15 protein-coding genes are annotated in these 14,581 nt (G+C 22.9%); all 15 read right to left on the reverse strand.

Annotated features, from left to right (window positions below):
- Positions 1-44: 44 nt before the first annotated feature.
- The 15 genes from rplW to rpsT all read right to left on the reverse strand — a co-directional run bounded on the left by rplW (position 45) and on the right by rpsT (position 14,538).
- Positions 45-338 carry a 50S ribosomal protein L23 gene (gene rplW, locus ACTCUI_RS01065; protein WP_463430950.1) on the reverse strand — a complete coding sequence of 98 codons (294 nt, stop codon included), beginning with the start codon at positions 336-338 and terminating at the stop codon, positions 45-47.
- Entirely contained in the window at positions 335-964 is a 630-nt protein-coding gene (gene rplD, locus ACTCUI_RS01070; protein WP_463430952.1) for a 50S ribosomal protein L4, read from the reverse strand. Before rplD ends, rplW begins: the two co-directional genes overlap by 4 nt.
- The gene (gene rplC, locus ACTCUI_RS01075) at positions 964-1,617 is read right to left on the reverse strand and encodes a 50S ribosomal protein L3 (RefSeq protein WP_463430954.1); all 654 of its coding nucleotides are present in this window, start codon (positions 1,615-1,617) and stop codon (positions 964-966) included. The genes rplD and rplC overlap by 1 nt, the downstream gene beginning before the upstream one ends.
- Positions 1,618-1,687: 70 nt before the next feature.
- Positions 1,688-2,017 carry a 30S ribosomal protein S10 gene (gene rpsJ / locus ACTCUI_RS01080; protein WP_463430956.1) on the reverse strand — a complete coding sequence of 110 codons (330 nt, stop codon included), beginning with the start codon at positions 2,015-2,017 and terminating at the stop codon, positions 1,688-1,690.
- Positions 2,018-2,369: 352 nt separating this feature from the next.
- Positions 2,370-3,296, reverse strand: coding sequence for a 16S rRNA (cytosine(1402)-N(4))-methyltransferase RsmH (rsmH, locus tag ACTCUI_RS01085; protein WP_463430958.1), 927 nt, complete (start codon positions 3,294-3,296; stop codon positions 2,370-2,372).
- Positions 3,297-3,372: 76 nt separating this feature from the next.
- Positions 3,373-3,588: a DNA-directed RNA polymerase subunit omega gene (gene rpoZ, locus ACTCUI_RS01090; protein ID WP_463430960.1), complete on the reverse strand. Its 216-nt coding sequence runs from the start codon at positions 3,586-3,588 to the stop codon at positions 3,373-3,375.
- 3 nt (positions 3,589-3,591) lie between these two features.
- A complete protein-coding gene (gene gmk, locus ACTCUI_RS01095; protein WP_463430962.1) occupies positions 3,592-4,224 on the reverse strand; it encodes a guanylate kinase in 633 nt (210 codons plus the stop codon).
- 40 nt (positions 4,225-4,264) lie between these two features.
- A complete protein-coding gene (leuS, locus tag ACTCUI_RS01100; RefSeq protein WP_463430964.1) occupies positions 4,265-6,718 on the reverse strand; it encodes a leucine--tRNA ligase in 2,454 nt (817 codons plus the stop codon).
- A gap of 48 nt (positions 6,719-6,766) precedes the next feature.
- Positions 6,767-7,048 (reverse strand): acyl carrier protein, encoded by a 282-nt coding sequence (locus ACTCUI_RS01105; protein ID WP_463430966.1) that lies wholly within the window; start codon positions 7,046-7,048, stop codon positions 6,767-6,769.
- A 119-nt stretch (positions 7,049-7,167) separates the two neighbouring features.
- Positions 7,168-7,770, reverse strand: a complete 603-nt coding sequence (locus tag ACTCUI_RS01110) for a lambda-exonuclease family protein (protein ID WP_463430968.1) — start codon at positions 7,768-7,770, stop codon at positions 7,168-7,170.
- A gap of 45 nt (positions 7,771-7,815) precedes the next feature.
- Complete coding sequence (gene argS, locus ACTCUI_RS01115; RefSeq protein ID WP_463430970.1) at positions 7,816-9,513, reverse strand: arginine--tRNA ligase; 1,698 nt, start codon at positions 9,511-9,513, stop codon at positions 7,816-7,818.
- Positions 9,514-9,643: 130 nt separating this feature from the next.
- Complete coding sequence (locus tag ACTCUI_RS01120; protein WP_463430972.1) at positions 9,644-10,552, reverse strand: RluA family pseudouridine synthase; 909 nt, start codon at positions 10,550-10,552, stop codon at positions 9,644-9,646.
- 267 nt (positions 10,553-10,819) lie between these two features.
- Complete coding sequence (gene ftsH / locus ACTCUI_RS01125; RefSeq protein WP_463431041.1) at positions 10,820-12,760, reverse strand: ATP-dependent zinc metalloprotease FtsH; 1,941 nt, start codon at positions 12,758-12,760, stop codon at positions 10,820-10,822.
- 111 nt (positions 12,761-12,871) lie between these two features.
- Positions 12,872-14,149 (reverse strand): serine--tRNA ligase, encoded by a 1,278-nt coding sequence (serS, locus tag ACTCUI_RS01130; protein ID WP_463430974.1) that lies wholly within the window; start codon positions 14,147-14,149, stop codon positions 12,872-12,874.
- A gap of 116 nt (positions 14,150-14,265) precedes the next feature.
- Complete coding sequence (rpsT, locus tag ACTCUI_RS01135) at positions 14,266-14,538, reverse strand: 30S ribosomal protein S20 (RefSeq protein WP_273585214.1); 273 nt, start codon at positions 14,536-14,538, stop codon at positions 14,266-14,268.
- Positions 14,539-14,581: the final 43 nt, after the last annotated feature.

Consider the following 14,581-nt stretch of genomic DNA (forward strand, 5'->3'; position numbering starts at 1 on the left):
AAAACCTTTCTTAGATTTAAACAAATGAAAATAAATTCTTTTTATTATTTATCTTCGTTAAAAACTTTTATTCTTTGACCTGGAATCAATTTAACAATCGCTTTTTTACAAGCAGAAGTATAACCTTGATATTTACCTTTTCTTTTAAATTTAGGTAATACATTAATAATATTAACAGAAGCAACTTTTACTTGAAAAATTTTTTCTATAGCTTTCTTAATTTCTATTTTATTAGAATCTTTTTTTACTTTAAAAGTATATTCATTATGAGTTTCCATTTTTTTATTAGTTGATTCAGTAATAATAGGAGATTGAATTAAATCATAATATTTAATCATTTTTTAAACACCTCTTCTAAAACATCAACGGCCTTTTTAGTCAAAATAAGATGTTTTGTATTTAAAATCTGATAAACACTAACATGCGAAACACTTTCTAAAGTGACTTGAGATAAATTATTAGTACAACGAATTAAATTATTATTTAATTTATCAACTATTATTAAAACTTTATCTTTTTTAACTTTAATTTTATCTAAAAAATTTTGAAATGTTTTTGTTTTATGATTTTCCTTATCAAAAGAGTCGATTATTATTAAATTATTTTTTTCTTTATGCAAAGATAAAGAAGATAAAAAAGCTAGCCTTCTAACTTGAGTATTATTTTTAAAACTATATTTTCTTGGTTTAGGACCGAATGCCACTCCTCCACCTCTCCATAAAGGCGAACGAATAGTTCCGTGACGAGCATTTCCTGTTCCTTTTTGAACCCAAGGTTTTCTACCACCGCCAGCAACAGCAGCTCTATTTTTGGTACAATGATTTCCTAATCTCATTGCTGCCATTTGTTGCAAAACAACATCATATAAAGATTGTTGATTCAACTTAATACCGAAAATATTTTCATTTAAATTTATCTCTGATATAAGTTCTCCTTGTTGATTTAAAACATTATATTTAGACATTATAAAACTTCCTTATAATTTTTTTTAACAGCAGATTTTATAACTAAAAAACTTTTTTTAGGACCAGGAATACTTCCTTCAATTAAAAATAATTTTTTATCTGAATCAACATTATAAAGTTTTAAATTTTGTAAAGTCACTTGTTCATGACCTAATTGCCCTGGTAATTTTTTACCTGTAATATTTCCTTTAATAGGACCCATAGAACCAGGTCTTCTATGATATCTAGAACCATGACTTTCAGGACCACGACTTTGATTGTGTCTTTTAATAGAACCTGAAAAACCTTTACCTTTGCTAATACCTGTTACATCTATAATTTCTTTTGGAGCAAATAAATTTATATCTAAACTTTGCCCTTCTTTTAAATCTTTTAACTCATTAATTTCATTTGATGCAAAAGAAATTTCCTTAATAAAATATTTAGGTTCAGAGTTAACTTTATTAAAGTGTCCTAAAAGAGGTTTTGTTGTTAATTTATCTTTTTTAGAGCAAAAGCCTAATTGAGTTGATTGATAACCATCTTTTTCAACAGTTTTTTGTTGTAAAACAACATTATCACAAACATCAACTACAGTAACAGGTATTGAAACTCCTTTTTCATTAAAAATCTGAGTCATACCTAATTTTTTTCCTAAAATCCCTTTAGCCATTTCATCCTCTTTCTTAAATTAAAAAAATAAAATAATTTTCTTAAAATAAAATATTCATTTTAAATTTTTTTTAAACTTTTTTTAAATTTTTTTTTAAAAAAATATTAACAGCAGAAGGTAAATTAATATACATTAAAGCATCTATTATTTGAGCATCAGGATCAATAATTTGAATCAAACGTTTATGCGTGAAACGTCCGAATTGTTCTCTACTGTCCTTATTAACAAAAGGAGAACGATTTACAGTAAAAATTTCTCTTCTTGTTGGTAATGGTATTGGACCTTTAATTTTTGCTCCTATTTTAGAAACACTATCAATAATTTTCTTTGCCGCTTGATCGATTAAAAGATGATCATAAGTCTTTAAAATAATTTTAACAATTTCCTGACCTTTAGCCACTTTTATAAACACCTTTCATAAATAATATTATTCAAAAAAAATATAAAAACATTTTTTTACATTTTTTTGTGCTTAATAAAAAAAAATAATTTTTAAATAATAAGTTTTTTTAATAAATCAATAAATAAATTTTATATTTTTCTTTTATAAGAAGAAAAAAAATATTAAAAAAGACAATCATTTTAATTATATATTAAAATAACGTCATATATTAAAAAAAATTTTTATTTTTCATCAATATATTATAAACAATAATATAAAAATTTCAATCAATAAAATAATAATTAATAAAAATAATATTAAACAAATATTTAGCTCTCAAATTATTCAAAAAAAATAATACAAATAATATTTAAAAATTTTTACTAGCAACTCTTAATTTAGCAGAACAACTTCTGGGATTTATTCTCATTTCTTCTTTGCTAGGATAAATAATTTTTTTATTAATAATTTTTAAAGGTTTAAGGGGTATATTTTTTTCTAGAATAGGAATTTTTGGATGAATGTCAGATTGACTATTTTTTTTAAAAAATTTTTTGACTAAACGATCCTCTAAAGAATGAAAACTAATTACAACAATTCTACCATTAGGTTTTAATAATTCAAGGCTTTGTTGCAATGCTTCCTCTAAAAACTTTAATTCTTGATTAACTTCGATCCTTAAAGCTTGAAAAATTCTTTTAGCGCTATGACCTCTTTTATTTTTTCTATAAAAAGGATAAAATTTATCGGTAATTGAAACTAATTCTAAAGTGTTATTCAAAGGTCTTTTTTTAATAATTTCTTTAGCTATCAAAGCAGCTTTAGGTTCTTCTCCATAAAATAAAAAAATTTTTTTCAATTCAAAAAAATTATAGTTATTAACGATATAATGAGCATTTATTTTTTTCCTATAATCCATTCTCATATCTAAAAAAGAATCACATAAATAACTAAAACCTCTTGTGTAATCTTCGATCTGAAAAGAAGATAAACCTAAATCAAATACAATACCATCAATAGAAGAAATATTATGTATCGATAATTCTTCTTTTAAAAAAGCAAAATTATTATTAATTAAAACTATTTTATTATTATTCTCGAACTTTTTCTGACATTCTTTAATCGCAAATAAATCACAATCAAAAGAATATAAACGACCTTTATTAATTTTATTTAAAATTAATTGACTATGGCCGCCGCCACCTAAAGTAGCATCGACATAAATACCTTTAGGATTTATATTTAAATATTCTATCACTTCATCACTTAAAACCGAAATATGTTTAGTGGATAACAATTTTATAACCTCTTTTTTATCATTTCGATTAAACAAATAATAAAGTTTACATTTTTATTAATTAAAATGATCTATTTTACTTAAAAATAATTTTAAAATTACCATTAATAATTTCTGATAAAGCTTTGCTTAATATTTTATTACCTTCAATATCAGAAACATCTAATTTTAAATCTTCTATAACATGAGCAATTTTGCTAGATAAATAAGCTAATTTATATTTAGAATCAATTTGTTTTAATAATTTATCAATAGAAGGATGATTTAAACCCTCTTTTTTTTCTACCAACATAATTTAATTTCCTTTTTGTAAGATTTCTTTTAAATAAAAATTAATGATATTTTTAGTTTTAGAATATTCAGCCGAAAGAATAGAAATAATTTTGTTTACAGTATTATCGATTTCATCATTAATCACAATATAATCATATTTATAAGCTAATTTCATTTCTTCATCGGCTCTCAACATTCTTTTATGAAGTTCTTGTTCTGTTTCAGTATTTCTTTTTTTTAAACGTTTATATAAAACTTCTTTATATAAAGGCGCGATAAAAATAAAAACGCAATCTTTATTAACTTTATGTTCCCTAATTTTCAAAGCACCTTCGATATCCATTTCTAAAAGAATTTTTTTTCCTTCTTCTAATTTTTGTAAAATTTGTTTATAAGGGGTTCCATAATAATTATTTAAAAATATATTATATTCTATAAAAAAATTTTCTTGAATTTTCTTTTTAAAATCTTCTTTATTTATAAAAAAATAATCTTTTCCTTCTTTTTCTCCTCTTCTAGGTTCTCTTGTAGTATAAGAAATAGAACAAAAAAAATCATTATTAATTTTCTTTAACAATTTTTTTTTAATTGCGCCTTTTCCAACTCCCGATGGACCTGAAATTACTATCATCAAACCTTTCCTATATAAGTCCATATAAAAAAACCCTCTATAATTTTTATAAATTTTTTAAAATTTAAACAACTAAATTTAATAATTTGTTTTTAATGTAAACAACTTTTAAAATTGAACGGTCTTTAATTAAAAAATTAATTTTAGAATTTTTTAAAGTTTTCTGAAGAACTGTCTCCTGTTCTTCATCTTTTAAAATAAAAAATTTAGTTTTAAACTGACCATTTATTTGAATAACAATTTCAATTTGTTCATCTAAAAATGATATTTCTTTATAAGAAGGCCAACAAGAATAAACTAATTCTTCATTACACTTTAAAAACATCACATTCAATTCTTCTGTTAAATGGGGAGCGAGAGGATTTAATAATTGTAACAAAATTCTAATTTGATTAGAATTTATTTTCTTCTCTTTATAAACATAATTAGTAAAAATCATCAATTGACTAATGACTTTATTAAATTTTAATTTTTCATAATCTTCAGTAACTACTTTAATAGTTCTGTTTAATAAAGGTTCTAAATTAGGACACTCTTCATCTACTAAAAAAAGGGAAAACATATTATAGACTCTATTTAAAAAACGTTGAATCCCTTTAAAACCATCTTCACACCAAGCTTTATCATCTTCTAAAGGTCCTAAAAACATTATATACAACCTTGTAACATCTGCGCCGTATTTTTCTAAAACTGAAGAAGCGTGAACGCTATTATTTTTGGATTTACTCATCTTCAAATTATCTTGACCTAAAATCATTCCTTGATTAACGATTTTTTTAAAAGGTTCTAAAGTAGAAACGATTCCTAAATCATATAAAAATTTATACCAAAAACGAGCGTATAACAAATGACCTACTGCATGTTCTTTGCCGCCAATATAAAGATCTACAGGTAAAAAATAATCTAAAATTTTTTTAGATTCTGGGCTATTTAAAACATCCATACCCAAAGAATTTTTTAAAATATAACCTATATAATACCATGAACTTCCAGCTGTTTGTGGCATAGTATTAGAATCTCTTTTATATTTTTTTCCATCTTTTTCAAAATATAACCATGAAATAATCTTAGATAAAGGTGATTGCCCATCTCCTGAAACTTTAATTTGATCTATCAAAGGTAATTCTAAAGGAAGTGACTTATCATCTTCTAAATAAACATTTTGATTTTCATCATAATATACAGGAAAAGGTTCTCCCCAATATCTTTGACGAGAAAAAATCCAATCACGCATTTGATAAGTAAAATAAATACGACCTAAATTATTTTTCTCAGATATATCCATAATTTTATCATTAGCTTCTTCAAAAGCAAATCCGTTTAAAAAAGAACTATTTGTCAATATATCTGTTTCTGATATTAAATGAAAATTTTTTAAATTATTTTTTAAACAATCTGCATCATTAGTCGTGTCGGAAGGTTTACAAATCGGAATTATTTCTAAATTATGTTTTTTAGCAAAAGCAAAATCTCTTTCATCACAAAAAGGAACAGACATAACAACACCGGTACCATAATAAGGCAATACATAATCGGATACCCAAATAGGAATTTTTTTCTTAGTAAAAGGATGAATAGCATAACTACCAATAAAAACTCCTGTTTTATCTTTGTTCATATGCCTATTTAATTCTGTTTTTTGTTTAGTTTGGTCTAAATATAAATTTACGCCTTCGACAAAATCTGTTTTAGTTAAATCATTTATTAAAGGGTGTTCAGGAGATAAAACTAAAGCGCTAACTCCAAAAATAGTACTTGGTTTTGTTGTAAAAACTTCCAAAACATAATTCTTATCAGATAAAACAAAAAAAGAAAAAATAAACCCTTTTTTTTTGCCTATCCAATTTGTTTGAATATCTTTTAATTGTGAAGGCCAGTCTAACAAATTTAAATCTTTTAAAAGTCTATCAAGGAAATGAGTAATTTTTAAAACCCATTGTTTCATTTGTTTTTTAACAATCGGATAATTTCCTCTTTCAGAAAAAATACCTTTTTCTGTTACAACAATTTCATCATTAGATAAAACTGTTCCTAATGCAGGACAAAAATTAACTTCAACATCTTTTAAAACTGCTATTTTTTTTTCATAAAGTTTTTTAAAAATCCATTGTGTCCAACTATAAAAAGAAGGGTCAGAAGTTGATAATTCTTTATCCCAATCAACTCCTTTACCCAACATTTGTATTTGTTTTTTGAAATTATTTATATTTTCATAAGTAAAATATTTAGGATTTTTACCTGTTTTTAAAGCATACTGTTCAGAAGGTAATCCAAAAGAATCCCAACCAAAAGGATGTAACACATTATAACCTTGCATTCTTTTGAATCTATTAACTATATCGCTAGCGGTATAACCTTCGATATGACCAACATGCAATCCAGAAGAAGAAGGATAAGGAAACATATCTAAACAATAAAATTTTTTTTTACAAAAATCATAACTTGTTTTAAAAATTTTATTTTTTTTCCAATGAATTTGCCATTTTAATTCTATTTTACGAAAATCATAAATTAACATAAAAAAACCTTTTATTCTATATTATTGCATCAAAAAAAAATAATTAAATTATGATAAATTACTTTCAATATATTCGACAACATCTTTTATAGTTTTAAATTGTTGCATAACTTCATCACTAATTTTTAAATCAAAAAAGTTTTCTAATTCAATCACTATTTCAACTGCACTAAAAGAATCTAAATTTAAATCTTCTTTTAATCTTTTATCTAAAGATATTTGATCTTTATTTAAATATTTTTTTGTTGAAATAATTTCTTTAATCTTGTCTAAAACCATGTGAGTTCCTCTAATAAAATAATTCAAAATAATATATAAGCCTATTTTCATCTAAACATAAATTATATAAATAAAACAATAACTATATACAATTATATAATATTTTTTTATGTAATTTATATATAATGAAATGATATAAAAAAATAAATTATAAATTTAACAAAAATATTTTAACTTTGAATTTCATTATTATTTAATTTATTTAAAATATTTTTTGATTCTTGTAAAAGTTTATAAAAAATTAAACATTCTTTATACATTTTTTCAATAAAAATTTTATCTCTTGAAATCTTTTTAACTTTTGCATTTTGATAACTTTGAAATACTAAAAAAAAAGCTTGTTTAGCGTTAGAACAATACATTTGCGTTTGTATTTGAGCATAATAATAAATAGGTATCTCATCATGAATAAAAAATTTTTGCCAAGTATCAGAATTTAAAGACACAGGACATTTAATTTCTAACAAACTTTTAGTTTCGACATTCCAACCATCTAAAGATGCTGATAAAAATTCTTTAACAAAAACTAAAGGTTTAAATTCTGTTTTATTAATATCATTAAAAAAATTTCTAGCTTTAGATTCCAAAGTTCTGCCATGACGCATAAACTCGTTATCTTTTATTTTTTCATCAAAAAGTTTTCTTTTAAAAAGACTTTTTCTATTTTCAAAAGGATTTAAACCCATAATTATTGAAACTTCAGAAGCATTAATATATTTTTTTCTATGTTTGTGCCAATCAGTAGAATTTTGTTTCAAGTCTAAACTATTCATAATAAAAAACCTTTCTTATTCTCAAAAATTAAATTAAATTTTGATTTACATTTCGTCTAAAATAGGTATTCCTAAAATTTTTAATCCTTCTTTTAAAACAACCATAATCCCTTTAATTAATAAAATATTAGCATATTGTAATTTAGGATCATCAATATTCAAAATTTTTTCTTTTTCATAAAATTTATTAGCATTTTTAGCTAATTGAAAAAGATATCTTGCTAAAACACTTGGCATATTTAAATCTTTTACTTTTTCTAATATTGAATTAAATTGATCAAGTAATCTAATTAAAATATAATAATGAAATTTTTCATAATATTCATAGAAATTTATATTATCATATATAAATTCATTATCATGCAAATCAATTTTTTTAATAATAGAATTGAAGCGAACTATCGTATATTGTAAATAAGGACCTGTATTGCCTTCAAATTTTAACATTTTATCTAATTCGAATTTTATATCCAAATGACGATCATTTTTTAAATCATTAAAAACAATAGCGCCAATAGCTATTTTTTGAGATATTTCATTTAATTTTTCTTGATTAAAATTTTTATTTCTTATTATATTTTGAACTTCTGATATTGCTTTATCAATAATATTTATCAATTGAAATTCATTACTTTGTCTTGTGGATATTTTAGTATTTTGGAACAAAATTAAACCAAAATTAATATGTTCCAATTCTAAATTATCGTAACCTATTTTTTTAGTGACTGCCTTTAATTGTTTATAATGTAATTTTTGTTCATTCCCTACTACATACAAACATTTATGAAAATTAAATTTTTGATAACGATATAAAACACATGCTATATCTCTAGTTAAATAAAGTGTACTTCCGTTCTTTTTTTGTATTAAAGCCGGCGGTATATTTTCATCTAAAGGCATAATATAAGCGTCTTTATCTAATAAAAGTAATTTTTTTTCTTTTAAATCTTTTAATAATTCAATTGATTTATCGTGAAAAAAAGACTCTCCTATATAATAATTGAAAGTAATTCCTAATAAATCATAAATTTTATGAAACTCTTTTAAAGAAATTTCTTTAAAATATTGCCACAAATCAGTTATTTCTTTAACTTTTTTTTCCAAAAGATAAAAAATATGTCTCGCTTCATTATTTAAATTTTTATTTTTATTTGCTTCTTGATGAAATAAAATATAAACTCTTTGTAATTCATTAATAGGATCTTTAGACATATTTTCTGGTTTAGCCCAATTTTGATAAGCTAAAATCATTTTTCCGAATTGGGTGCCCCAATCGCCTAAATGATTAATACTAATAGTTTTGAAACCTAATTTTTGATAAGTGTTTTTTAAAGCATTACCAATAACTGTGGAACGTAAATGCCCAATAGAAAAATTTTTAGCTATATTTGGAGAAGAATAATCTAAAACTATTGTTTTATTATTATCTTTTTTTTGACAATAATTTTCTCCACTATTTAAAACATTTAACAAAATTTCTTGAGATAATTTTTTTCTATTTAATTTTATATTTAAAAAACCATTTTGGAAAAAAATTTTTTGTATTTGTTGTAATATCATTAAATCTTTTTGAAAATTATGAAAAATTTCCATTAAATCTTTTTTTAAAATTTTAGAATAGCTAAACAAAGGTAAACAAAAATCAAATGTCTCATCTACAAAATTAGATTTTAAAACTATTGATATAAAATATTTATCATTTAAAATTTGCTCTATTTTATTTTTAATTTTTTGCAAATACATAAAAAAATACCTTTGATTACTTTTATATTTTTAATTTATTTAAAATTATATAATTTTTTTATTCTAGACCGAAAAATTTATTCAATATATTTTTATATTTAATATATTAATAAATATAAAATATTCTTATTTAATTTAAATCTATCTCATTTAAAAAATTTTGAAAATGAAAAGGTAAAGGGATTTCAAATTGTAATTTTTTTTGGGTAAAAGGATGAATAAATTTTAATTTTTTAGCATGTAATAACTGTTTTTGTATTAATTGTTTCTTCCTGGAATATAAACAATCCCCACAAATAGGATGACCTAAATAAGATAAATGAACTCTAATTTGATGCATTCTTCCTGTTTCTAATTTTAATTCCAATAAAGAAAAATTTTTAAATTTCTTTAAAAGTTTAAAATGAGTTACAGAAGATTTTCCTTGTTGAGAAACTTCCATTTTTAAACGATTATGTTCATTTCTTTTAATAGGTAAATCGATAACTCCATGATCATATTTCAAACAACCATTAATTAAAGCCCAATAAATTCTTTGGACTTCTCTTTTTCTAATTAAATTTTGAATTTTTAAAACTGATTCTTCTGTTTTACCAATAATAAGTAAACCTGTAGTATCTTTATCTAAACGATGAACAATACCAGGTCTCATATTGTTTTTTTCAAATTTAAAATCTTTAATTTGATAAAACAATCCATTAATTAAAGTGACCCCTGAATAATTAGTAGAAGGATGGACTATTAAATTATAAGGTTTATCAATAATAGCTAAATATTGATCTTCATAAATAACTTTCAAATTTAAATTAATAGGATCAATAATATTACTAGAAGATTCAGTATTAATAATAGAAGGAGATTGTATTACATCATTTATTTTTAATAAATAACTTTTTTTTAAAACTTTGTTATTATTAATAATAATTTGGCCAGAATTAATCAAAGAATAACAATAATTTCTGCTAATATTTAATTTTTGTGTTAAAAATAAATCCAACCTTATATTTTGTTCTTTATCCTGAACAACAAATATTTTCATAATTCACCTAACAATTTCCAATTTTATTAGAAATTATTCTTTAACAAAAATAAAAGAAAAAATGTACCATGCCAAACACATAAATACATTTTTATCTCTAAATATCAAAATATTTAATTAAACAAAAAATTATTTTTTTTGAACAATAAAAAAATGTTTAATAAAAATTTATTTATTGTTTTTATTTTTATCTGCAAATTCATCATCATCATTATACTCATCTCAAAATGTTTCTAAATTAGATACATCATCTTCATTTGATTCATCTTATTTTGAATCATCTTTATTTGAATCATCTTTATTTGAATCATCTTTATTTGAATCATCTTTATTTGAATCATCTTTATTTGAATCATCTTTATTTGAATCATCTTTATTTGAATAATCTTTATTTGAATAATCTTTATTTGAATAATCTTTAGAAATTTTTTCTTTTAGTTTTTGTTCATCAAACCAACTTAATTTATTTGTTTCTAATATTTCTTGAATATCTTTTTTACTAAGAGTTTCAACTTCTAATAAATACTCTGCAATTCTCAAAAATAATTCTTTATTTTCAGAAATTATTTTTTTAGCTGATTCATAACAATTAAAAATAATTTTTTGAATAGCTTGATCAATTTCTAAAGCTTTAGGATCTGAAAAGTTTTTATGAAAAGTATTGCCCTCTTCAAATTGAGCCAATCCTAAATCACTCATTCCAAATACAGTAACCATTTTTTTTGCAATATTAGTAGCCATTTTTAAATCTTGATAAGCGCCATTAGAAATATCATCTAAAAAGAGTTCTTCTGCTGCTCTCCCCCCTAATAAAGAAGTAATTTCAGCTAATAATTTTTTTTTAGATGAAAAAAAACTTTCTTCTTCGTTAGAGAATAAATTATAACCGCCTGCATTGCCTCGAGGTATAATTGTTACTTTTTGTATTTTTAAAGCATCTGTTAATTTTAAACCAATAACAGCATGACCCACTTCATGATAAGTAACCATCTTTTTTTCTTTTTCTGAATACTTTATACTTTTTTTAGCTAATCCCATTAAAATACGATCTATAGCTTCACTAATAATTTTTTTATCAATTGAAAAAGAATTATTTCTAGTAGCTAACAAAGCTGCTTCATTTAAAATACCTTCTAATTGGGCTCCGCTAAAACCAGATGTTAATCTAGCTAAATCTCCTAAATCAACATCAGGAGAAATTTTTTTATTTTGGGAATGCAATCTTAAAATAGCTTCTCTATCTTTTAAACTTGGTAAATTAACAATAAAACGACGATCAAATCTACCTGGCCTTAATAAAGCAGGGTCTAAAAAATCAGGTTGATTTGTGGCAGCTATAACAATAACTCCTTGATTTTGGTTATAGCCATCTAATTCAATTAATAATTGATTCAAAGTTTGTTCTTGTTCAGTGTTACCGTAACTAGAACCTCTTTTACGAGCAACAGTTTCAATTTCATCTATAAAAATTATACAAGGAGCATGTAATTGGGCTGATTTAAACAAAGATCTAATACGTGAAGCTCCTAATCCTACAAACATTTCTACAAATTCTGAACCTGAAACTGCAAAAAAAGGAACATTAGCTTCGCCCGCAAGAGCTTTTGCTAATAATGTTTTTCCTGTGCCAGGAGGACCAGTTAATAAAACTCCTTTAGGTATCCTAGCACCCATAGAAACGTATTTTTTAGGATATTTTAAAAAATCTACTAATTCTTGTAATTCTTCTTTTTCTTCTTCTGCTCCAGCTACATCTTTAAAATTTAATGTTGATTGCTTAAATTTTTTACTTTGTTGTTTTTTACCTTTATCACCAAACTGTTCCAAAAATTGATTTGCTGCATTAGACATAAATTTAATCATAAAATATGACAAACATAATATAAAGCACAAATGCAAAGACCTAACAAAAGGTCCAAAACCATAATTTGGATCACGTATATCATTTCCTGAAATTATATTATTGCCTTTTGCAGTTCTAATACATTCTTTTATTTTATTAAAATCTGTTTCAGAAACATTATAAAAAGTTTCTGATTTTTCATTATTATAATACTTAACTTCTAAATCATAATAACCTGGACCAACCAAATAAGATTTTATTGACTGAATTTCATCTTTTTTATCTTTAATTAACATTGGGTCTTTATTGTTTTTTTTATTAAATACATTATCAAAAGATAATATTAATCCAACCATTAAAATCATGAAAATAATATAAAAAAAATTAATTTTTTTAAAAAATTGTTTCAATTGTTTCACAATATTTTGTCCTTATAAATAAATTGTAAATATAAAAAAATAAATTATTTTATTCTTTTATTTAATTAACTCTATATTTTGCATATAATTCTGTAAAACTTGAGGTATAACAATATTACCTTTTTCATCTTGATAATTTTCCATAATAGCCATCATTGTTCGCCCTATAGCTAAAGCAGAACCATTTAAGGTATGTAAATATTGTTTTTTATCATTTTTATCTCTCATAAATTTAATATTAGCTCTTCTAGATTGGAAATCTTCAGCATTACTTATAGAAGCTATTTCGCAATATTTATTTTGTCCTGGCAACCATACTTCAATATCATAAGTTTTGCTCATGCTAAAACCCAAATCACCAGTAGATAAAACAACAACTCTATATGGTAATTTTAATTGTTTTAAAATATATTCAGAATCTTCCAATATTTTTTCTAAAGCTAAATAAGAATGTTGAGGCTCCACAAATTGAATTAATTCTACTTTATTAAATTGTTTTTGCCTTACAAGTCCTTTAGATTTTTTACCAGCTGCGCCAGCTTCTTGCCTAAAACAAGTAGTATAACAAACATATTTCAAAGGTAATTGATTCGTGTTCAAAATTTCATTACGATGTAAATTAATCATAGGCACTTCAGCTGTAGGATTTAAATACCAATTTTGTTTATCTGATTTTAATTGAAAAAGTTCTTTTTTAAATTTAGGTAGTTGTCCTGAAGCAAACATAGATTCTTCATTAACAATAAAAGGTGGAAAAATTTCTTTATAACCCCTTAATATATGAGTATCAATCATAAAATTAACCAAAGCTCTTTCTAATTTAGCACCAAGACCTTTTAAAACAACAAACTTACTGCCTGTAATTTTAACTGCTTTTTCAAAATCTAAAATATCTAAATTTATTCCTAACTGAATATGATCTTTAGGATAAAAAGACATTTTTTTAGGTTCAGAAAAACGAGATATTTCGATATTATCTTTTTCATCAGTCCCAAAAGGAACTGAATCATGAGGCAAATTAGGAATATTATATAATATATCTGAAATATTTTGTTTTACTTTATGATATTGTTTTTCTAATTCTTTTAAATTATTTTTAAAAATTTTTTCTTTTTTTAAAAAATCATAATCTAATTTATTATTTTGTTTTAATTCAGTAATATTTTTTGTTAAATTATTTTGACGAAATCTTAATTTATCTATTTTATCAATTAAGTTTTTTCTATTTTTATCTAGATGAATAAGTTGTTCTAAAAAAAACGAGTCTATTCCTCTTTTTTTTAATTTATCACAAACTAAATTCATATTACTAAGAACAAATTTCAAATCCAACATAGACAAAAATTCCTTTATCAAGTTAATTGTATTTTTATGTATTTTATTTTAAATTCATTTAAAATAAATTTTTAATCTAAAATTTAAAATATAAATTCATAATTAACTAATAAATTTTATCTTCCAGAAGAAATACTATTTAATAGTTTAGAAAAATGAGATTTATTCCTAGATACAAAGTTTTTATGATACACGCCTTTTGATTGTCCTTTATCTAATTTTTTATTAATAAGATTAAAGAAAATATTAGCTTTATCTTTATCGGAAGAATTAATACTCTTATTAAAATGATTTATAAAAGTTTTAACAGATGATTTAAAAGATTTTCTAAATAATCTACGCTTTTCATCGGTTTTAATACGTTTTTTTTGTTGTTTAATGTTTGCCATAATTTTAAATATCCTTATTTTTATAAAATTTATTTATTACACA

It is taken from the genome of Brinjal little leaf phytoplasma (genome assembly GCF_978563805.1).

What these genes read in the sequence shown, in the direction of transcription:
- ACTCUI_RS01105 (WP_463430966.1), bottom strand. Translation starts at nt 7,048, where the DNA reads ATGAAAATAGGCTTATATATTATTTTGAATTATTTTATTAGAGGAACT.
- ACTCUI_RS01120 (WP_463430972.1), bottom strand. Translation starts at nt 10,552, where the DNA reads ATGAAAATATTTGTTGTTCAGGATAAAGAACAAAATATAAGGTTGGAT.
- rpsT (WP_273585214.1), bottom strand. Translation starts at nt 14,538, where the DNA reads ATGGCAAACATTAAACAACAAAAAAAACGTATTAAAACCGATGAAAAG.
- rpoZ (WP_463430960.1), bottom strand. Translation starts at nt 3,588, where the DNA reads ATGTTGGTAGAAAAAAAAGAGGGTTTAAATCATCCTTCTATTGATAAA.
- serS (WP_463430974.1), bottom strand. Translation starts at nt 14,149, where the DNA reads ATGTTGGATTTGAAATTTGTTCTTAGTAATATGAATTTAGTTTGTGAT.
- gmk (WP_463430962.1), bottom strand. Translation starts at nt 4,224, where the DNA reads ATGGACTTATATAGGAAAGGTTTGATGATAGTAATTTCAGGTCCATCG.
- rplC (WP_463430954.1), bottom strand. Translation starts at nt 1,617, where the DNA reads ATGGCTAAAGGGATTTTAGGAAAAAAATTAGGTATGACTCAGATTTTT.
- ftsH (WP_463431041.1), bottom strand. Translation starts at nt 12,760, where the DNA reads ATGATTTTAATGGTTGGATTAATATTATCTTTTGATAATGTATTTAAT.
- leuS (WP_463430964.1), bottom strand. Translation starts at nt 6,718, where the DNA reads ATGTTAATTTATGATTTTCGTAAAATAGAATTAAAATGGCAAATTCAT.
- ACTCUI_RS01110 (WP_463430968.1), bottom strand. Translation starts at nt 7,770, where the DNA reads ATGAATAGTTTAGACTTGAAACAAAATTCTACTGATTGGCACAAACAT.
- rplD (WP_463430952.1), bottom strand. Translation starts at nt 964, where the DNA reads ATGTCTAAATATAATGTTTTAAATCAACAAGGAGAACTTATATCAGAG.
- rplW (WP_463430950.1), bottom strand. Translation starts at nt 338, where the DNA reads ATGATTAAATATTATGATTTAATTCAATCTCCTATTATTACTGAATCA.
- argS (WP_463430970.1), bottom strand. Translation starts at nt 9,513, where the DNA reads ATGTATTTGCAAAAAATTAAAAATAAAATAGAGCAAATTTTAAATGAT.